The sequence below is a fragment of the Gordonia sp. VNK1 genome (genome assembly GCF_040049135.1).
GTDB classification, from domain to species: Bacteria; Actinomycetota; Actinomycetes; order Mycobacteriales; family Mycobacteriaceae; genus Gordonia; species Gordonia oleivorans.
The window spans coordinates 149,417-169,066 of record NZ_JBDZDJ010000006.1 but is presented as its reverse complement, the minus strand read 5'-3'; the positions used below and the strand labels follow the sequence as shown (position 1 = coordinate 169,066).

The window sequence follows — 19,650 nt, the reverse complement described above, 5'->3', positions numbered from 1 at the left end:
GTCGCGCTCACATCGAACCGGTGGACATCAGGCCGCCGTCCACCCGGAGCGTCTCCCCGGTGATCCACGATGATTCGTCGCCGACGAGGAAGGCCGCCGCGCGGGCGATGTCCTCGGGTTCGCCGAGGCGACCGGTGGGGTAACCGGCGATCGCCTTGGCCCCGTTGTCGCCACTGATCAGCACGTCGGCGAACTTGGTGCGCACGATCGCCGGGGCGATCGCGTTGACCCGGATCCCGGCCGGGCCCAGTTCCCACGCGAGTTCCTCGGTGAGGCGGATCAGTGCGGCCTTCGACGCGCCATATGCGGCGATCACGCCGGTGGAGCGAAGCCCGGCGACGGACACGACATTGACGACCGTGCCGCCGGTCTCGGCCATCCCGGCCCGATATGCCTCCTGGATGAAGCCGAGTGCGGCGACGACGTTGGTGTCGAAGGTCTTGCGCACCGCGTCGAGGTCGGCATCCATCAGCGGACCCGCGGTCGGGGCGATCCCGGTGTTGTTGATCAGGATGTGGATACCGCCCTGGGCGACGGCGGCCGCGACCGCGGCGGTGCGGTGGTCGGCGTCGCCGGTGTTGCCGGGTACATCGGTGACGGTGGCATCGGGCACCTCGGCCCGGATGGCGGCCGCGGCCTCGGCGAGGGGGTCGGGTTTGCGGCCGGTGATGACGACGGCGGCGCCGCGGCGGGCGAGTTCGGTGGCGATGGCCAGGCCGATGCCACGGCTGGCACCGGTGACGAGGGCCGAACGACCGGTGAGGTCGGGAGCGGGGAATGCGGTGTTCGCACGGGGGGTGGTGTCGGTCGTCGCAGTGGTGTCGGTCACAGTGTCACCCTACGTGCGGCCGCGGTGGCGTGTACACGAGGTGCTTCCCGCGATCCCGCCCCCGGCATGTGAATGTGCTTAGGCTATCCTTAATCGCCTGGACCGGGAAGGAGGGATGTGCCGCGTGAAGCCGAGCGTCGGTGTCATCATTCCGGTCTACCGGAGTGCTCCCTATGTCCGTGGTTGCATCGAATCGGTTCTGGCACAGACCTATCCCGTCGACCAGATCGTCATCGTCGACGACTGCGGCGACGACGATTCCGTTCCCGTCGCCCGGCAGACACTCGATGACGCCGGACGTGAGTTCCGCCTGATCCGGCAACCACGTAACGGGGGACTGGGCCGGGCCCGCAACACCGGACTGGCGGCGGTCCAGACCGATCTCGTCTGGTTTCTCGACAGCGACGACGAGGCCGACGCCGATTTCGTCGCCCGGATCGTGGCCGCGATGACCGCACACGACGCGCAGATCGGCGTGACGCGGACGCGTCGTGTCGACGAGAACGGTGTGGTACTCCAGATCGACGAGGCGTCGCCGCCCGCGGCGGTCCTCACCGGCGAGCAGTATGCCCGGGAGATCCTGTGCGGACGGGCGAAGGCGTACGCCTGTACCAAACTCTTCCGCCGCGAGATTCTCGGTGAGCGACCCTGGGCACAGGATCAGGCGTATGAGGACTTCGCCACCAGCGTCCGATTGTCCCTGTCGGTGGAACGTGTGGCCCTCGTGGCGGAGCCGTTGTACCGCTACCTCTATCGCGAGGGTTCCCTGTCGACCGCCCTGAGTCCTTCGACGCTCGATCTCTTTGTCGTCGAAGACGATGTCCGCCAACTGATCTGTGCCACCACCCGCGATGCGGGGTGGTGGCGCGACTTCGTCGGCTTCCGTTATCGCGAGGTGCTCACATCGGTGGCCCATGTCGCGATGCGTTCCGCGCATGCGTCGGGCCATCGCTCCGATCTGTATCGGACCGCGCTGACCCGGGTCCGCGACGACATCTCACTGGGTGACCTGCCGACCCTGTGGGCCGGAAAATACCTCCGCGAGATGATCTTTGCGGTCCTGGTGAAGCTCGTCCCCGGACTGTACTCGGCGGTGCTGAGGTGGCGATGACCCGATGGTGAACGCCGATGGTGGCCGGGCGCCGTCGGTGACCGTGCTGATGCCGGCCTACAACGCGGCCAGATACATCGTCGAGGCGGCGGAATCGATCCTGTCGCAGGGCGTGGACGATCTGGAACTGCTGGTGATCGACGACGGCTCCACCGATGCCGGGATGGCGGAGCTGGCCACCCTCGCCGATCCGCGGATCCGGGTGATCTCACAGCCCAATGCGGGCCTGGTGGCCGCGCTCAACCGCGGGCTGTCCGAGGCCACCGGACACTACATCGCACGGATGGACGCCGACGACATCTGCCCGCCGGGCCGGTTGTCCGCCCAGCTGCAGTGGTTTGCCGGCCATCCCGACGGGATCGCGTGCGGCACCGACTACGAACTGTTCGGCGCGATGTCGGTCCGGGTGCGGATGCCGCGGACCGATCGTGCGTGCCGCGACCGGCTGCTGCTGGCCGGGTGTCTGTGCGGCGCATCGGTGATGATGCGCCGCGACGTCGTCGTACGCGAAGGGATGCGCTTTGATGCCGACTTCACCCACGCCGAGGACTACGAGTTCTACGCACGACTGTCGTGCCACGGCGCGATCGGGAATGTGCCGATGATCGGATACCTGTACCGGATCCATCCCGCCCAGGTGAGCACTCGTCACAGCGCCCAGCAGCGCGCCGCGCATCTGCGGATCGCCCTCGCCCACGCCGAACGCACCGGCGCGCGACCGGTGCCGGAGCACGTCATCCGGGATCTGCTCTGGCCCGGATCCACCGGGGTTCTCCGAACGTTCGGAGTGAGCACGCGTGCCGCGGTGCGGTGTGTGGCGCGGCGCCCGAGTCGCGAGACCGTGACATTCTGCGGCCGACGCGTCGTGGAGGCCACCCTGGCGGCGCGGCGCGCCGGGACGGCGTCGTAGAGCGTCAGGAACCGGCGTCAGGAACCGGTGGGTGCGACGTCGGCGACGGCGACATCCGGCCGCTCGTGCAGCATCTGGCGGACCCCGACGTACATCGGCCGGGCGACGATCAGCAACGTGACGGTGGCGGCGGCCAGGGAGGCGACGGCGACACCGACCAGACCCATCGGACCGATCAGCAGGTATGCGCCACCCACGGTGATGGTCACCAGGATGATCTGGCTGAACACCATCAGACCCATTCGGCGCTGGAGCTGAGCGATCAGGAAATACGTCACCACAACGGTTTCGACGACCGATTCGACCGCCATCACCACCATCAGCGGGCCCGCGGCGCGCAGGTAGTCCGGCCCGGCGATCCAGAGGATCACCGGTCCGCCGACCGCCAGCCCGACGGCCACCACACCGGTGATCAGGCCGAGCATCTTGCCCAGCTGCCGCAGCAGCCTGCCCCGGTCCGCACCGGGTTGTGAGGCCTCGACGACGAACGCCGATCCGACCGAGGCGCGCAGCATCCCGGCCGCCGAGCACATCGTCCACGCCAGATTGAAGTAGGCGTTCTCGGTGGTGCCGGCCTGGGAGACCACCACCAGGGGTAGTGCCAGTGGGGTCACCGACGACACCAGCATCAGTGCGAAGAACGCCCCCTGAAACGACATCAACTCACGGCCGGTCGGGAGTCCGGCGCCGCTGTCGGTGCGGCGCAATGCCACACGGACACAATGGAAGACGAACACGGCGGTGACGACCGCGGCCAGCACCGCCCAGGACCCGGCGATCGCGAACGCCGACGGGATACCCGCCAACGCGACGACCGGGGCGATCTTGAGCACCGAGAGGGTGATGTTCTTGATCGCCACCTCGGGAGCCCGGCGCAGCCCGGTCAGGATCGGGTCGGTCAGTGCGTACAGCGCGAAGGCCACCACCATGCCGACGAAGCCGATGCGCTCCCCGGCGGTGTGAAGGATCTTGTCGCCGAGACCGATGAGCAGGAATCCGATTCCCAGGACGACCGACATCGCGGTGGTGAGGAGATACCCGCCGACGATGTAGCGCAGTGACCTGTTGCCGGCGACGGGCAGGAATCGCTGATACGCACCGCCGAGGGACAGACATGCCAGCGACGAGAGGACGGTGGCCGAACTGATCACCGCCGAGGCGCGTCCGACCTCCGCGGTGGGAAAGAAGTGTTCGGCGACAATCCAATACACCAGCCCGAGGACGCCGGTGCCGAGCGAACTGACCATCAGCGCCGAGGCGTTGACGGTCAGTCGGTCCCGACTCGCCGATCGCCAGATCATTGCCGGACCTGCGACGGCCGGGTGGTGGTCGGGGCGATCTCGTCCACCGGCGCGGTGGTCGGTGTGGGGAGCGCGCCGCCACGCCAGGTCCACTCGGGTCCGACCTTGCGCGCGAAGAGCGCCGGGCCGGCCAGAGCCCGCCGGAGCGCATCGGCATCGAGTTCCGGCGGTGAGATCCCGTCGGGATCACTCCAGTCGATGAAGTGCTGACCGTGGATCGTCTGATCGGAGTGCACGCACTCGTCGGACAGGACGCGATAGTCGGGGTGGACGCACCCGGCGTAGTTCTGGTTCATGGCGTCGGCGAACGGCGAGGCCATCAGGATCGAATGGAAGAGGATCTCATCCGAGCACAGCGAGAACCGCAGGTCTCGGCGCCATCCCGGGTCGCGCGCCAACGTCGTGCGGATGGCGGTGACCGCGGCGTCGGTCAGCGACCACCAATTGGATCCGCGGAACAGCCGCGGATCGACCGGACGCCGCCGGATGCGTCCCGACACGCGGTGCAGGACAGGATGATCGGCGAAGTGGTACCGGGTGATGGTGGAACTGTGACGCCCCGGTGCGGAGCCGCCGGAGCCGCCGTCCACTTCACAGTCCACCCGGATGTACTCCGTGTCGTCGGCCCACGCGTCCAACAGGTCGGGGAGTGGGCGCAGCAGGAGATCGGTTCCCGAGAGCAGGGAGTGGCGGTGGTATCGCCGTCCCGTGGCGGCGGAGGTGTCGAGCAGGGTGAGCGTCGCGGTGACGACACTCGGGGCACCCCACCGGACCCGAACGCGGCGGGCCCGGTCGACGAAGTGCACGTTGGCGTCGGGGTCGAGTGCCCTCCGGAACCCTCCCTCATCCACCTTCCGGTCGATGTGGGCATAGATGTCGATGTCGGGATGCCGCAGGGAGGCAACGAGATCGGCGAAGAGATGCGGGTGATGATGGGCCATCACATGGACCGCGTACCGCGCCGTCATACCCTGGCTCCGGTGACGGCGTCGGCGACGATACCGGCCACCCGGTCGACATGCGGTGCCCGGATGATGCCGTTGTGGTCGCCGGTGACCCGATGGATGCCGACGTGTCCGGGGGCAAGCGCATCCCACCAGTGGATGGGGTCGGGATTGTCCTCGGCGAGCACCACGGTGACGGGCCCGTGCCAGGGCCGCAGGCGGTGCAGCAGCGCCGAACGCCGGCCGAGTTCGTGGAACAGCGACCACTGCTCCTCGGTGGGTCGGGGCCACCACCCGGCCGTCATCAGGGTCAGCCGGGTGCGCCACACGGCCGTGCCGGTCGGGGTGTCGGGAGTAGCGGGCAGGCCCTGCCGATCAGCTTCGCCGTGATCTCGGACGTCGCGATCACGGCAGTCCCGATGCCCCTCATCCATACCGTCGACTGTCGAGTCGAGTTCCAGCTCGGTGCGTCGCTGCAGGGGACCGGTGACGATGGTGTCGAGGCAGACGATGTGCTCGACCCGTTCGCCGTCGGCGACAAGGATGTTCGCCGCCTCCATCGCGATGACCCCGCCGAGGGAATGTCCGACGAACCGGTACGGGCCGTGGGGAGCGGCCGCCCGGATGTGGCGCACGCAGCGCCGGGCGGCGCGGCGGATGGTCCAGTCGGGTAGCCCGCGGGATTCGAGACCGTGGGCGTGCAGTCCGATCATCCGGACACCGGGTAAGCGACGCGCCAGCGGCGCGAAGGCCAGCGCCGACTCACCTGCCCCGGCGAAGGCGAAGACCGTTGTCGTCGAGCCGGTGTCGTGCGTTGAGGGTGAACCCGGCAGCATGATCACCTCGGCGGCCGCGGTGGTCGGTGAGGCGGAGTCGATCTCGCGGGCCAACCCGCGAAGGGTCGAGGCGACGACCGGCACCGAGACGGGCAGGCGCACGCCGAAGGCGTCGTCGACCCGATCGAGGAGGGTGAGCACGGTCAGTGAGTCACCGCCGAGCGCGACGAAGTCGTCGTCGCGGCCGATGTCGGTGACGGCGAGCAGGTCGGACCAGATCGGTGCGAGCAGGCGTTCGGTGGTCGTTGCCGGCGGGGCATGATCGGCGCGCACGGCCGGGTCGGGCAGCGCCATCCGGTCGATCTTGCCGCGTTCGGTGCGCGGTAGTTCCGCGAGCAGGACGGTGTGCGCGGGCACCATCCAGCTCGGCAGGGATTGCGACAACCCTTGTCGCACTGCGGCGATCGCCGGTGGTCGGGTCCCGGGCGGGGGAGATACGTAGGCCACCAGGGCGGGCCGGCCGGCGATCTCACGCACCACGACCGCCGCGTCGCCGACGTCGGGCAGGGCGCGTGCCGCTGCGGCGACCTCACCGACGTCGACGCGGTATCCGCGGATCTTGACGGTGTCGTCGACGCGGCCGGTCAGGTGCAGCTGATCGCCGAGGAGGTGCCCGGCGTCGCCGACGAGATGCCGTCGGGCGCCGTGGCCGTCCACCGTGGCGGTCACCGGGAAATCGATGATCTCGCCGCCGACGAGGTAGCCCTGCGCCAGGTAGGGCGAGGTCACCTCGATGATGCCGGTGGTTCCCGGCGGGACCGTGGCCCCGTCGTCTCCGAGTATGCGAATCTGCTTGCCGGAAGCGACCTTTCCGGCGGGAAGCGTGCCGGCTGGAAGCGGTCGATGCGGTGGGAAGACGTTGAACGCGAGGTTGCCGGTCTCCGAGGAACCGGACCGGTTGACGAAGGTTGCCGTCGGGGCCAGCGACCGCAGCCGGGCGACGTCGGCGGCGTCGATGGCCTCGCCGCAGGTGGCCACCACCTGCACCGACGCCAACGCGGCTGCGCAGCCGGGGGTCGCCATGAGGGCCCGCAGCAACGCCGGGGTCAACTGCAACGACTCCGGTGCGCAGGCGCTCAGCGTGGCCACCAGCTCGGCGGTGCCGTCCAGTCGCGGGTCGGCCAGCACCAGATGCGCGCCGTTGAGCAGGCTGGTGACGATGATGTCCAGGCCGCCGCCGAACCCCGGTGGAAGGGCTTGCGCCACCACCGTTCCGGAGGTGATGCCGAGTTGGCCGGACAGATCACGTGCCTGATGCAGCCACAGGTCGTGACCCTGGCGAACCGCCTTGGGCGTTCCCGTCGAGCCCGATGTGAACGCGAGGATCGCGCAGCCGTCCAGTGGTGCGCGGCGTGGTGATGGGTGCAGCGTCGTTGCGGTCCGGTCACCGGCTACGGCGTGATCGGGGACGGCCTGATCGGTGACCGCAGAGTCGGGATGCAGCAGGGCGCCGACCTCCGCCACGATGCCGGCGATCCGCGATACGGGTGAGGCGGCGTCGATCGGAATGAGCGGACGTGGCGACATCAGGACCGCCAGCATCGCCGGCACGGTGGTGGGCGAGCCGTCGACCACCACCGCCACCGGACGTGCGGTGTCGGGCTCGGTGCGGTCGAGTTCGGCGTTGCGTGCGCTCAGTTCGTCCGCGAGCTCGCGGTAGCTCCAGCGTCGCTCGCCGATCTGCAGTGCGACCGAATCCGGTTGCGCCGAGCAGACTTCGGCGAACCGTTGCCCGACTGTGTCAGCGCTCGTCACAGAATTCGGTGATCGGCAGACCGACGTGGCGGGCCTCGGTCGGCACATAACCCAGAAGCACGTCGCCGGCCCGGAGTTCTGTGACGTTGTTGACACTGCCGCCGGGGCCGAGCAACCGGACGTGCCAGTCGTCCTGTGCGATGACGTTGATGACCTTGCCGTCGGGGCTCGTCGCGGTGATCGAGATCAGCGGCCGGCGTTCGATCTTCACCCGGCCGATGCGCACCTCGCGCGCCGTGCCGTCCGATCGAACCGCGAGGATCGGCTGGCCCGCACGCAGTTCGCTGACGTAGCGGGTGCGGTTGTCGGGGGTGAGCACGTAGGAGTGGACGGCCCCGGCGTTCCACCGGAACGGACGCGTCGGCATGTACGGCAGCGGATGGGTTTCACTGCAGGACAGAAACATTCCGCTGGCGAAGGAGCCGATCAGGCACCCCTCGTCGAGCTCGAGAAGCGAGCAGGTGTCGATGCAGGCACGCTCACCCATGCCGATGTGCTCGACGCCGGTCACCGTCAGATGGGACAACTGCACGCGGTCGGCCGACGGGGTCAGGATGGCGGCCAGTGCGACGACGTCGTCGGCGTGCCGAGGGGCGAGCAGCAGTCCGTCCGAGCCGTGCTCGAGCACCAGCTTCACGATCTCGGCATCGGTGATGTCGTTGACGACGGTCACCGTCTTACCACCGGAGTTCTCCGCCGCCGCGATCACGATCTCGAGCGGGATCTTGGTCGGGTCGGTGAAGGTGAGCACGGTCCAGGGGGTGTAGCGGACCAGGTCGCAGGCCCGCGACAGGGTGGGGGCATCGGAGACGACCACGTGGACCGCGGTCGGGGCGTGCTCGGGCGAGTTCGCGTCATTGACCAGCACCAGATCGGCGTCGGACGAGTCGGTCTCATCGGAGTCCACGGCGCCGGTGGTGTCGGAGAACAGGATTCGACGAACGGTGGGGGGCAGGTCGCGGAGCACGGCCGGGTCGTCGGAGATGATGCCGTCCAGCCCATAGTTCAGGGCGGCGGCGATGACCGCGTCCCGGACTGAGTCCGTGAGACCGCGGACGTCCACCCACCCGAAGTGCGAGGTGGAGCGCTCGTGGGTGACACCGGATTCCGGGATGATCTGATCGGTGACGACGATCTCGTTCGAGGTGGTCGAAGACATGGGTGTTCCTGTTCTGCCGATGATGTGGGCTGTCGAAGCGAAGGGCCGGGTGGAATTGCCCTGGTGATCAGGCGGATTCGAGCGTCGAGACCCCGACGCTGCGCCGATGAACCAGATCGGCGAGGGTGTTGGCCACGCGGTAGGGGTTCTCCGCCCCGAAGATGTTGCGGCCGAAGCTCAGGCCGGCGACCCCGCTCTCGAGGACCTGGGCGCCGAATGCGATGGCGTCGTCGTCATCCCGCGTCGCGCCGCCCGCGACGTAGATCGGCACCGGGGTGGAGTCGACGACCGCGCGCATGGCCTCGGCCGACTCGGCGTAGTCCAGCTTGATCATGTCCGCACCGAGGTCGGTGGCGATGGCGGCGAGATGCGCCAACGTCGCCGTCGTGGGCCGGGCGGGAATCGCCGGGCCGCGCGCATACATCATCGCGAGCAGGGGAACGCCGAGCGTCTCGCATTCCCGCGAAATGGCCGCGAAGTCCTCGAGTTGACCACTCTCGGTCCCGGAACCGATGTTGACGTGCACGCTGACCGCGTCGGCGCCGCTGCGTAGAGCCGAATCGACGCCGCCGACAAGAACTTTGGCGTCCTGATCCGGTCCCAGGGAGGTACTGGCGGACAGGTGCACGATCAGACCCATGGAGGCGAATGCGGCCGGGGGTACCTGTCCCACCCGGCCTCGGTGCAACACCACGGCGTCGCAACCGGAATCCGACAGCAGGCGCACCATGCGTTCGGTGTGCTGGACGGGTCCGAGCGGGCCGAGGGTGATCGAATGGTCCATCGGCACGATCTGGGACCGCAACGTGGTCGGGTCGGCGATTCTCGACAGCCGAATCGCCTTGCCGCCGGTGGGCGCTGGGCGGCGATGGCCGTCCACGAATGTTGTCATCAACGTGCTCCTGAATGCCTGGTTCCCAACCTGTGCTTAGGGTAGGCTACCCTCTTGGTCATCGGCAATTCCGCCGAGGTGAGAAGAGCAACTCCAGGCTGGTCTTTGGTTAGCCTAACCTTTACGCTAATCTAAGCCAAGCTTCAGGAAGTACCGACCCCAACGAGTAGGGACCGCATGCACGAGACCCCGCGAGCCGACACTTCGACCGGATCGCCCGAGGTGTCGCCGATCTCCGACGCCAGCACGGGCCGTCCGAGTGTGTCGGTCATCATCCCGGCCATGAACGAGGCCAAGAACCTCCCGTACGTGGCATTCCGCATGCCCGACGACATCGATCAGATCGTCTTCGTCGACGGGAACTCGGCCGACGACACCGTCGCCGTCGCCCAAAAAACTCTGGCCCGAAGCCACTTTCGTCACTCAGTCCCGGTCGGGTAAGGGCAACGCCCTGGCCTGCGGCATCGAGGCATGCACCGGTGACATCATCGTGATGATCGACGCCGACGGCTCGACCGACCCGGCCGAGATCCCGCTGTTCGTCACCGCGTTGATCGACGGGGCCGATCTCGCCAAGGGCAGCCGCTTCGTCGGACGTGGCGGCAGCACCGACATCACCACGCTGCGACGATGGGGCAACAAGGTCCTCAACACCATCGTCAACGTGTACTTCCATACCAAGTTCACCGATCTCTGCTACGGCTACAACGCCTTCTGGGCTCGTCACGCCGAGCAGATCGAGTTGCCGCCGACGCAGTACAGCCGCGCCCAGTGGGGTGACGGCTTCGAGATCGAGACGGTGATCAATGTCCGGCTCGCCACCGCCGGACTCGCGATCACCGAGGTCGGCAGCTTCGAGGGCCCGCGTCTGCACGGACGCAGCAACCTCAACGCCTACAGCGACGGAATGCGGGTGCTGCGCACCATCAATCAGGAGTTCAAGCACTGGCGGAGCCACCGCGCGGCGGCACGGCACGGCGTGCGTGCCGGGGCGGCCGTCGAGGTCGTCTCCGACGAACTCGCGGGGTGATCGCCGCCCGCGTCGCAGGCGAACCGGGTCCGGGGGACCGCGGATCGGGACAGCGCGCGCCGGGTGAATCCGCAGGGCTCGCCAAGAGCTCGGGCGCCGTTGCCGTATCCGGGATGCTCACCGCAGCACTGGGGTTGGTCTACTGGGTGGTGGCCGGCCGCCTGTACCCGGCCCGCGAGGTCGGGGCCGCGGCGGCGGTGATCACCACGGCCACGATGCTCTCGGCGTTCGGGAACCTTGGTCTGGGGGCATATCTCGAGCGATTCCTGCCCGTGGCGGGTCGACGGGGCTACGCCCTGCCCACCCTCGGACTCGGCATCGGCGCCATCTGCGGCGCGGTGCTCGCGACGGGTTTCCTGCTCGTCGGGCCCACCGATGAGATGTTCACCAGCAGAATCGAACTCGTGCTGTTCCCGGTCGTGGTGATGGTCCTGTCCTCGTTTGCGTTGCTCGATCACCTGAGCATCGCCATGGGCCGGGCCACCTGGTCGGCACAGAAGAACGTCATCCACGCCGTCGTCAAACTCCTCGGCGCGATCGCCCTCGCCGGACTCGCCAGTCGAGCGGGCCTCGTCGGCACTTGGATCGTCACAGCCGCGGTGGCCGGCGGCGTCCTGTGGTGGTTCGCCGGACGGGAACTTCGACGTCGGGTTGCGCGGGCCGATGCGACCCTGATGCCGCCGCTGCGCGATCAGGGCCGGTTCCTGGCCGGCAATTACGGCGTGTACATCGCGAGTGCGATCACGCCGCTGATCCTGCCCCCGGTGGTGATCGCGCGGGTCGGCGCGGATCACAACGCCTACTTCTCGATCGTCTGGTCACTGGTGAGCGCGGTGCTCGTGCTGCTGACCATGATGCTGGGACCGTATGTCGCGTCGATGAGCGCCGCCGGCGTCGATCGCCGACCCGGCGGAGACGCCGACGGTGGTGTCGATGGTCTCGGTGCGGGGCCCGATTCGACTGCGGCACTGCGGCTCACACGACTGTTCGTGGCGATCATGATCGGCGGGGCGGCGGTGGCGGCCGTCGGCTTCGAGGTGATCGGTCCGCTGTTCCTGCGCCTGGCCGGCCCCGACTACGCCGAATACGGTGCGCCGCTCCTGCGTCTGGGAGCGGTGGCTCTGCCGTTGGCGGCGGTCGGACTCTGTTACGTCGCGATCTCCCGGGTACGGTGCCGGTTGTGGCCGGCGCTCGTCGTGCAGATCATCAGCGCCACGATCATGTTGTCGGCCACCGCATTCTGGATCGGTGAGCACGGCCTGGTCGCCGCCGGCTGGGCGATGATCCTGGCCGAGGGCACCGCGGCGGCACTGGTGATCATTCCGGTGGCGCGTGCGGTATCGGGACGCGCCCCGCTGCGTCCCGTCGTCCGGTCGTCGACCCCGGAGCGCATCGCGTCCTGAGCGGGTTCGATCCGCCGGCCACCGCGCAAGGGGGTCTCGAGATCACCTGTCGCGGAGCTGGATCGCGCCCCGGGTCGGCCGGAGGTATCCGGCGCGGGTGAACGCGGCCACGTCATCGACCGGTGCGTAGACCGTCACCCAGTCGATGTCGACCTCGGCGGTGACCGGACGCGGTTCACCGGCCGCGCACGGTGTCATTCCCCAGTCCGCGCGCCGTTCACATGCGCCGGCCTCCACCTGCATGCCCAACCACATGGGAATCGTCGGTACCATCTCGGCCGAGCGGACCTCGGCCCACACCTTGCCGTCGAGGAGGTACCGGATCAGTCCGGGAAGCCACTCGACACCGACGACATGCCAGTCGGCGAAGTCACCGGTGGCATCCGCCTGGGACTTGCGGTTCTCCCCGTCGTCCTTCCAATGCACGAACGCCGAGATCGCGTCTCTCCGTGAGGCGATGCTCTCGGCGAAGTCGATCTCCGGCGGCCACTCGTCGGATTTGGGCCACAACAGCATGTGGTAGGACAGATCCGCGCTCGGCGTCGCGCGCATGCGGATCTCCCACCGTCCGTAGGTCTGGGTGACCGGGTAATTCGAGACGCCCCCGGTGACCCATCCGGAGGGGGTCTTCTTGCCGGACAGACGCATCACGCCGGCGTCGACCGACACCATCGACTCATCCCAGTGGCCCACCGGATTGCCCCCGGGACTGCCGGAATAGGTACCCCACTGGTCGCCGAGATCGCACCGGTCGAACGTGTCGAGGAATGTTCGTTTCCACAGGGCACGGTCGACGGTCTCGGGGGTGGCACCGGATCCGTCCGGGCCGCGGTCGCTCAGACACGTCGTCCGGGCGGCATTGTGGAGACCGTGGCCGTCGCCGATGGTGCAACCATTGCTGATCATCGCCGACGCGGCGACGCCGATGACCATGGCCAGGCAACGTCTTCGGCGGTGTCCATGGCGCCTCACAGTGCCATTGCCGCCAACCGTTGCAAGGTCAGACACGCTGCCACGATGACGCATCCGGCGGTGACCAGGGTGAGTCGGTGGGCCAGCGTGCCCCGGCGGGATGCGCCGTCGGAGCCCACCTCGAACTCGCGTAGCGCCGCACCCAGCACCAGCAGTACCGCGCTGATCACGAGCAGAACGACGGTGATGCTCACTGGTCCTCCAAAGGTGTTCCGGCGCGTAGGATCTCGACATTCTCGGTACGGACGACGAGGCGATATTCGCCGGTCCGTATCAGCCCGTCGACGGCGTCCCGAAGCGCGTCGGGTGACTGACCGTATTGCAGTTCGAGCATCTTCAATCCCTGATTGGTCACGTAGATATAGTCCGGCCATCGCTCGCGGGCGCACCGCGCGACGTCGTCGAGACACGGGAAGGAGTCGATGAAGGAGAACCGCGGCCCGTGTGGGTCGAGGATGCGCCGCACGCCGGTGCTCTGCGGTGCGTAGCTGAAACTCATCACCGTGGCGTCCGGCGGGACTGAGGCGATGAAATCGTCGGTCGTGGTGACCTCGTCGCGGGTGGTCGCCTCGAAGGCCGTGTTCAGACCGCGGTTGGTGGTCTCGAGCAGCGCCAGGATCATCACCACTGCCCACAGCAACCCGTATCCGAGGTATCGGAGGTGGGTGGCGCGTAGTCGTCGTCGCAGTGCGGCGCCGCCTGCGGCCAGTGCCAGCGCGGCGAACGGTCCCAGCACGGGAGACGCGAGCAGGAAGCAGCGGATGATCATCTCGCCGCCATAGCTCTGCAGGGCGACGAGGACGAAGGGTGCGGCGCAGAGCAACCCGCCGACCAGCCAGGCCTTCTTGGACCGCCAGATCAGCCAACCGATCAGTCCGACGACGGCGAAGCCACCGGAGGCGAGCATCCGCAGATACTGCATGCGGGTGTAGGTCGGATCGCCGCTGAGGCGATCGCCGAGGCCGGCCTCGACGGACTGACCCACCTTGCCCACCTCATCGACCAGGCTTTGCAGATGCCCGAGCCAGAAGTCGGTGGCGCCGTAGGAGAACCAGGCGGCGAAGATCAGTCCGGCCGCAAGCCACAGGGTGCGGTAGCGGGTGGTCCCGGTGGCGGCGAAGGCCGCCAGCGCCAGCACGGTGAGCATGGGCGTCATCTGGTGGGACACGGTGTTGGCCGCGATGATCACGATGAGGACCATCTCGATGCCCACCGTCCGGCCCGGACCGAAGCCCGGCACCCGCCCCGGAGTTCGGCGGAATCCGTTGACGATACCCGCGATCCGGCCACCGTCGAGTCGCGGCAACGGCGCGGCGCGCAACTGCCATAGCAGAGTGCCGAGGATGGCCGTGTATCCGATGATCGCCATGGACTGCGGCGAGAAGTAATCCTGCTGGTACCAATTGAACCCGTGGTAGAGCAGTACCGACACCCATGCGAGTCGGGCACGGCCGGTGATGGCGATCGCGATCGCGTAGATGCCGAATGACACGACGACCCCGGCGACGAACGGCGCCCAGAGCAGCACCGGCGTCAGGTCACCGATTCCGCCGACGACCTTCACGTGGGCCGACATCGTGAAGAATCCGGCCCAGCTGAAGCGGGCGTCTATCTGGTCGGGGAGATGGTGACTGGCGGCCAGGACGTCGATGAAGCCGCGGTGGACGAACGAGGTGGGGATGGATGTTTCGCCGGTGGCGCCGCCGACCAGCATCGAGTTGTAGGCCACCGTGACGACGGTGACGGCGCCGAGGACGAGGGTGTCGAGTCGTCGTGACAGCAGTGCCGCCACGATGACCGCGGCCAGCAGGCCGAGTCCGAGGAAATAGACGGGGTCGAGGGCGGGGATGACCCCGAATCGGCCGGTGTCGGCGACGTCGAGATCGGCGACGGCCAGCCCGAAGCATCCCAACGACGCGGCGAGCGCGGAGAGTTCCACCGCGCGGCGCCGGGTCCAATGGGCTCGGTCGAATCCGAATGAGCCCGTGCGGGTATGCGCGGGCAGGGTGCGACGGGCCCAGATGCAGGCGGCGAGCGAACCTGCGGTCAGAATCGCCTGGGAGCGCAGCGGACTCCACCAGTCGGCGACGATCGTGGTCTGGGTGAGCAGGACGGTCACCGACAACGAGATGGCGGGGATAAGGATCCCCGCCAGCGCTCGACCGGGGATCCGCAGCGCCACGACGATCGGGATGCCCGGCAGGGTGAGGATTCCGGCGAACACCAGAAGTGCGCGGACGGCGGCGGGAAGTGGGTCGGCACCGAGTCCGTCCAGCACATCGAGCACGAGAAGCGTTGCGGCCAGTACCCCACCGACGACGAGCGCTCCACCGGGCGGAAATCCGTAGGAGATGGGTGCATCCGGTGTGGTCTGCCGAGCCGAGGATCGTGAGACTGTGAGTGTCACGACGCGTGATCCGTCCGTGGCCCGGTGACCTGCTGCCGACGGCCACGGCAGCGGAGGTGGCCGCGGCCGAACAGCAGCGGACCCGCGAGATAGCCGCGCAATTCCAGGCTGCGCAGTTCGGCGGGCCACTGGGCACGCGAGAACGCCGAGGTGTTCTCCGACCCGGGAACGAGCAGCGCCCAGAGTCCGGCCGGGATCCGCTTGGCCACGGCAACGGCATGGCGGGAGAACAGCAGTTTGGTCACCGACGCCGACATTCCGGTGCCGTATCCGTAGGCCTGGGTCCGCAGATCGTCCATGTTGTCGCGGTGATAGTGGGTCACCACCGCATCCGGCCGGTACGCGATGGCCCATCCGGACAAGATGATCTCGCGCATGAGGTCAAGGTCCTCGCCGCCGTTGGACGGGGTGCCGGTCCCCAGTCGTTCGTCAAAATTGCCTGTGTCGGAGAGGATCTCGACATCCAGCGCGAAGTTGTTGCCGCTGCCGAGTTGTCCGGCGGTGTAGGGGAAGAAGAAGTTGTGCGGCCCGGCGACACCGGCGGCCACATGCTCCGGTTCGGGTGTCAACGCCCAGATCATCGCGTCGGAGCCCTTGTCGAAAACCTTGGCATCCTCGAACAGTTCCTGCAGCTCGGTGGGGGTGTCGATCCCGACGACGCGTCCGGTGACCGCGCCCACCGATCCGGTCGTATCGTCGGTGAACGCCGCCACGACGGCACTCACCCAGTTGGTGGCCGGGTGGGCGTCGTCGTCGGTGAACGCGACGATGCGGCCGCGGGCCGCACGGATACCGGCGTTGCGGGCCGCGGAGATGCCGGGGAACGTCTCGGTCACGATGCGCAGCCGCGGATCACGACGATCAGCGAGGATGGAGGCGACCCGCCCGTGTCCCGGGCGATTGTCCACCACGATCACCTCGATGTTCGGATGGTCTTGTGCCAGAGCGGCATCCACGGCATCGATCAACAGGTCGCGGCCGATGGTGGGGATCACCACGGTCACCAGATCGTCGGGTCCGATCGAGGACGCCCGGCGACGCCGCGACCGCGCCGGCACGAGCCGGGAGTCGGTGCCGGCGCGCTGTCGCGCACCGGCACCGGTGCCCCACGCGGTGCCGGCGGCGGTGACCGCGACCCCGATGATCATCATCGCCAGGCGGGCGGCCGCGGCCGCGTCGCCGCGCAGAAGGTGGGAGAGGTAGCGCAGCGCGCCGGAGGTGATGGTCCGCAGCACGTAGGAGGTCTCGGCGGACAGGGCGTCGCCGGAACCGGCCATCCTCGACAGGACCGCCTTGGACTTTCCCTCGTTGAGGCACCGTCGCAGGAAGTAGCGGGCGGATTCGCGATCGGTCGACACGCTGTGGGCGACGCCGAAGCCGACGTCGCGGACCACACGCCCCCGGGGGAACGCGCGATGCAGTTCGATACCCATGAGTGTTTCCTCACAGCCCGCCGGGAGGTCGCCGACGCGGCCGAGCTCGGTGGCGAAACCACCGATCTCGCGCAGGGCCGACCGCCGCACCGCCATGGCGGCGCCGATGGGATTGCGGATGTCGGCGCCGTCCTCGGCGATGCCGCGGTAGTCGCAGCCGACGACCCAACCGAACTCGTCGGGGAACCAGCGGGGTGCGGTGCCGGCGGGCCACCGCGGTGTGACCGCTCCGCCGACGGCGACGACGGACGGATCACCGAATGCGCGACGCACCGCCGCCAGACCATCGGTGGCGAGCACCGCATCGTCGTCCAGGAAGACGAGAGCATCCTCGTCCGAACAGTCGAGGCCGGTGTTCCGGGCGCCGGACAGTCCGCGGCCGTGCGCGTTGGGAACGACGTCGACGCGACGGTTCCCGTCGTGGACCCGGCTCTTCACCCAGCCGAGCAACTCATCGTTGTGGTCGGCGACCACGATGAGGCGGTCATTCGCGCCGAGCTGAGCCGCCGCGGCGTCGATCGCGGCGCCCAGCTGATCCCGGCGTTCGGTGGTGTAGCAACAGATGATCACCCCGAGACTGATCGCACCGGCATCGGTGAGTGCCAGCTGGTGGGGTGTGGTCACCGCGTATCTCCATCGGTCGGGCGCATCGGGTCGGGGGCCAGGCAATAACGACCCACAATAAGGTGAGCCTAAGCTACTGTAGTGGACCCTTAGTGGCTCTACCCAATCGAGTGCGGTGACCGTCGCCGCCTTTCGCCGATTCGGTCGCCGTCGGTGAAGTCGATAGACTCGATCGTCGTGATCACCGCGACCGACCTCGAAGTCCGTGCGGGCGCTCGGACCCTGCTGTCGGCGCCCGGTTCCGCGCTACGTATCCAGCCGGGCGATCGCATCGGCCTGGTCGGTCGGAACGGAGCAGGCAAGACCACCTCACTGCGGATCCTGGCCGGAGAGACCGAACCGTACGCCGGCACCGTGGTCCGCAGCGGCGAGATCGGCTACCTTCCGCAGGACCCGAAAGAGGGTGACCTCGAGGTCCTCGCCAAGGATCGGGTGTTGTCGGCGCGCGGCCTCGACTCCATCCTGCGGCAGATGGAAAAGCAGCAGGCGCTCATGGCCGAGACCGCCGATGAGCGGGTCCGCGATCGCGCGGTGACCAAGTACGGGCAACTCGAAGAGCGATTCTCGGCACTCGGCGGATACGTCGCCGAATCCGAGGCGGCGCGGATCTGTCACAGCCTCGGCCTGCCCGACCGCGTGCTGGGTCAGCCACTGCGGACGTTGTCGGGTGGGCAGCGACGTCGAATCGAGTTGGCGCGCATCCTGTTCGCCGCTTCCGACGGTGCCGGCAAATCGCAGACCACGTTGCTGCTCGACGAGCCGACCAACCACCTCGACGCGGACTCGATCACCTGGCTGCGTGGATTCCTGCAGAACCATGAGGGTGGACTCATCGTGATCAGCCACGACGTCGACCTGCTCGCCGACGTGGTGAACCGCGTGTGGTTCCTCGACGCGGTGCGCGGCGAGGCCGACATCTACAACATGGGCTGGAAGCGATACCTCGACGCCCGCGCCACCGATGAGCAACGTCGTAAACGCGAACGCGCCAACGCGGAGAAGAAGGCTTCGGCGCTGCGCACGCAGGCGGCCAAACTGGGCGCCAAGGCCACCAAGGCCACCGCGGCGCAGAACATGCTCAAGCGGGCCGACCGGATGCTCGATGCGCTCGACGAGGAGCGGGTAGCCGACCGGACCGCACACATCCGGTTCCCCGAGCCGGCCGCGTGCGGAAAGACCCCGCTGATGGCCTCCGGCCTGACGAAGAACTACGGCTCGCTGGAGATCTTCACCGGCGTTGATCTGGCCATCGACAAGGGCAGCCGGGTGGTCGTCCTGGGTCTCAACGGTGCGGGAAAGACGACGCTGCTCAAGCTGCTGGCCGGCGCCGAGGCCCCCGACACCGGCTCCATCGAACCCGGCTACGGACTCAAGATCGGCTACTTCGCCCAGGAACACGACACCCTCGACGACGCCGCGTCGGTGTGGGAGAACATCCGGCACGCCGCGCCGGACGCGGGGGAGCAGGATCTCCGAGGGCTGCTGGGCGCGTTCATGTTCTCCGGCGCCCAACTCGACCAGCCCGCGGGCACGCTGTCCGGCGGCGAGAAGACGCGCCTGACCCTGGCCGGGCTGGTGTCCTCGGCCGCCAACGTGCTGCTCCTCGACGAGCCGACCAACAATCTCGATCCGATCTCGCGTGAGCAAGTCCTCGAGGCTCTGCGCAGCTACACCGGAGCGGTGGTCCTGGTCACCCACGATCCCGGTGCGGCGGCGGCCCTGGAGCCGCAGCGGGTGATCCTGCTGCCCGACGGCACCGAGGACCACTGGAGTGACGAGTATCAGGAACTCATCGAGTTGGCCTGAGCACCACTCTCTTTCGCTGCGTCGACAGCGCCCTGAACCACGCTGACAGCGCTCTGAAATCCGTTGACAGCGCTCACTTTCGCGTTGACAGCGCTCTGAATTGCGTTGACAGCGCTTGCTTTCGCGTTGACAGCGCTCTGTGTCTTCCCAGCGCAACCTGCGGAGGTCTCGACACCTCCTCGGCTGGCGCCTCGTCGGGCTCGACCAACGGGTAGGCGAGCACAGTCAGTGGGTGGGT

14 protein-coding genes and 1 pseudogene are annotated in these 19,650 nt (G+C 68.2%); 5 read left to right on the top strand and 10 right to left on the bottom strand.

All coding sequences use genetic code 11. The features are described from left to right. Window positions 1-7: 7 nt before the first annotated feature. The gene (locus tag ABLE94_RS09685) at window positions 8-829 is read right to left on the bottom strand and encodes an SDR family oxidoreductase (RefSeq protein WP_348803752.1); all 822 of its coding nucleotides are present in this window, start codon (window positions 827-829) and stop codon (window positions 8-10) included. Between the two features lie 124 nt (window positions 830-953). Here ABLE94_RS09685 and ABLE94_RS09680 point away from each other — a divergent pair, with 124 nt between their 5' ends. Continuing rightward, window positions 954-1,940: a glycosyltransferase family 2 protein gene (locus ABLE94_RS09680; protein WP_348808659.1), complete on the top strand. Its 987-nt coding sequence runs from the start codon at window positions 954-956 to the stop codon at window positions 1,938-1,940. Between the two features lie 4 nt (window positions 1,941-1,944). Continuing rightward, window positions 1,945-2,850 (top strand): glycosyltransferase family 2 protein, encoded by a 906-nt coding sequence (locus ABLE94_RS09675; protein ID WP_348803756.1) that lies wholly within the window; start codon window positions 1,945-1,947, stop codon window positions 2,848-2,850. A 17-nt stretch (window positions 2,851-2,867) separates the two neighbouring features. On the opposite strand, the gene ABLE94_RS09670 is transcribed toward ABLE94_RS09675, so the two are convergent. The 5 genes from ABLE94_RS09670 to ABLE94_RS09650 form a co-directional block, all read right to left on the bottom strand. After that, entirely contained in the window at window positions 2,868-4,151 is a 1,284-nt protein-coding gene (locus tag ABLE94_RS09670; RefSeq protein ID WP_348803757.1) for a lipopolysaccharide biosynthesis protein, read from the bottom strand. Continuing rightward, entirely contained in the window at window positions 4,148-5,119 is a 972-nt protein-coding gene (locus tag ABLE94_RS09665) for a beta-1,6-N-acetylglucosaminyltransferase (protein ID WP_348803758.1), read from the bottom strand. Before ABLE94_RS09665 ends, ABLE94_RS09670 begins: the two co-directional genes overlap by 4 nt. Next, window positions 5,116-7,686, bottom strand: coding sequence for an AMP-binding protein (locus ABLE94_RS09660; protein WP_348803759.1), 2,571 nt, complete (start codon window positions 7,684-7,686; stop codon window positions 5,116-5,118). The genes ABLE94_RS09665 and ABLE94_RS09660 overlap by 4 nt, the downstream gene beginning before the upstream one ends. Then, window positions 7,673-8,845 carry a 3-dehydroquinate synthase II family protein gene (locus ABLE94_RS09655; RefSeq protein ID WP_348808658.1) on the bottom strand — a complete coding sequence of 391 codons (1,173 nt, stop codon included), beginning with the start codon at window positions 8,843-8,845 and terminating at the stop codon, window positions 7,673-7,675. The genes ABLE94_RS09660 and ABLE94_RS09655 overlap by 14 nt, the downstream gene beginning before the upstream one ends. A 67-nt stretch (window positions 8,846-8,912) precedes the next feature. Next, window positions 8,913-9,737, bottom strand: a complete 825-nt coding sequence (locus tag ABLE94_RS09650) for a 2-amino-3,7-dideoxy-D-threo-hept-6-ulosonate synthase (protein WP_348803761.1) — start codon at window positions 9,735-9,737, stop codon at window positions 8,913-8,915. Between the two features lie 177 nt (window positions 9,738-9,914). On the opposite strand from ABLE94_RS09650, the pseudogene ABLE94_RS09645 reads away from it, so the two are divergent. Both ABLE94_RS09645 and ABLE94_RS09640 read left to right on the top strand, forming a co-directional pair. Next, a pseudogene (locus ABLE94_RS09645) lies at window positions 9,915-10,767 on the top strand (glycosyltransferase family 2 protein). After that, the gene (locus tag ABLE94_RS09640) at window positions 10,764-12,170 is read left to right on the top strand and encodes a lipopolysaccharide biosynthesis protein (protein ID WP_348803763.1); all 1,407 of its coding nucleotides are present in this window, start codon (window positions 10,764-10,766) and stop codon (window positions 12,168-12,170) included. Before ABLE94_RS09645 ends, ABLE94_RS09640 begins: the two are co-directional and overlap by 4 nt. A gap of 42 nt (window positions 12,171-12,212) precedes the next feature. On the opposite strand, the gene ABLE94_RS09635 is transcribed toward ABLE94_RS09640, so the two are convergent. From ABLE94_RS09635 to ABLE94_RS09620, 4 genes are read right to left on the bottom strand one after another with little or no spacing between them, the layout of a single operon-like run. Further along, the gene (locus ABLE94_RS09635) at window positions 12,213-13,103 is read right to left on the bottom strand and encodes a glycoside hydrolase family 16 protein (protein ID WP_348803764.1); all 891 of its coding nucleotides are present in this window, start codon (window positions 13,101-13,103) and stop codon (window positions 12,213-12,215) included. Window positions 13,104-13,138: 35 nt separating this feature from the next. Next, entirely contained in the window at window positions 13,139-13,336 is a 198-nt protein-coding gene (locus ABLE94_RS09630) for a hypothetical protein (protein WP_348803765.1), read from the bottom strand. Next, window positions 13,333-15,549 (bottom strand): hypothetical protein, encoded by a 2,217-nt coding sequence (locus tag ABLE94_RS09625; protein WP_348808657.1) that lies wholly within the window; start codon window positions 15,547-15,549, stop codon window positions 13,333-13,335. The genes ABLE94_RS09630 and ABLE94_RS09625 overlap by 4 nt, the downstream gene beginning before the upstream one ends. Beyond that, the gene (locus tag ABLE94_RS09620) at window positions 15,546-17,606 is read right to left on the bottom strand and encodes a glycosyltransferase (protein WP_348808656.1); all 2,061 of its coding nucleotides are present in this window, start codon (window positions 17,604-17,606) and stop codon (window positions 15,546-15,548) included. Before ABLE94_RS09620 ends, ABLE94_RS09625 begins: the two co-directional genes overlap by 4 nt. A 177-nt stretch (window positions 17,607-17,783) precedes the next feature. Here ABLE94_RS09620 and ABLE94_RS09615 point away from each other — a divergent pair, with 177 nt between their 5' ends. Then, entirely contained in the window at window positions 17,784-19,412 is a 1,629-nt protein-coding gene (locus ABLE94_RS09615) for an ABC-F family ATP-binding cassette domain-containing protein (RefSeq protein ID WP_348808655.1), read from the top strand. Window positions 19,413-19,650: the final 238 nt, after the last annotated feature.

Bases quoted from the DNA above. Each gene is read 5' to 3' on its own strand.
- ABLE94_RS09675 (WP_348803756.1), top strand. From the start codon at position 1,945: ATGGTGAACGCCGATGGTGGCCGGGCGCCGTCGGTGACCGTGCTGATG.
- ABLE94_RS09670 (WP_348803757.1), bottom strand. From the start codon at position 4,151: ATGATCTGGCGATCGGCGAGTCGGGACCGACTGACCGTCAACGCCTCG.
- ABLE94_RS09665 (WP_348803758.1), bottom strand. From the start codon at position 5,119: ATGACGGCGCGGTACGCGGTCCATGTGATGGCCCATCATCACCCGCAT.
- ABLE94_RS09655 (WP_348808658.1), bottom strand. From the start codon at position 8,845: ATGTCTTCGACCACCTCGAACGAGATCGTCGTCACCGATCAGATCATC.
- ABLE94_RS09650 (WP_348803761.1), bottom strand. From the start codon at position 9,737: ATGACAACATTCGTGGACGGCCATCGCCGCCCAGCGCCCACCGGCGGC.
- ABLE94_RS09635 (WP_348803764.1), bottom strand. From the start codon at position 13,103: ATGGTCATCGGCGTCGCCGCGTCGGCGATGATCAGCAATGGTTGCACC.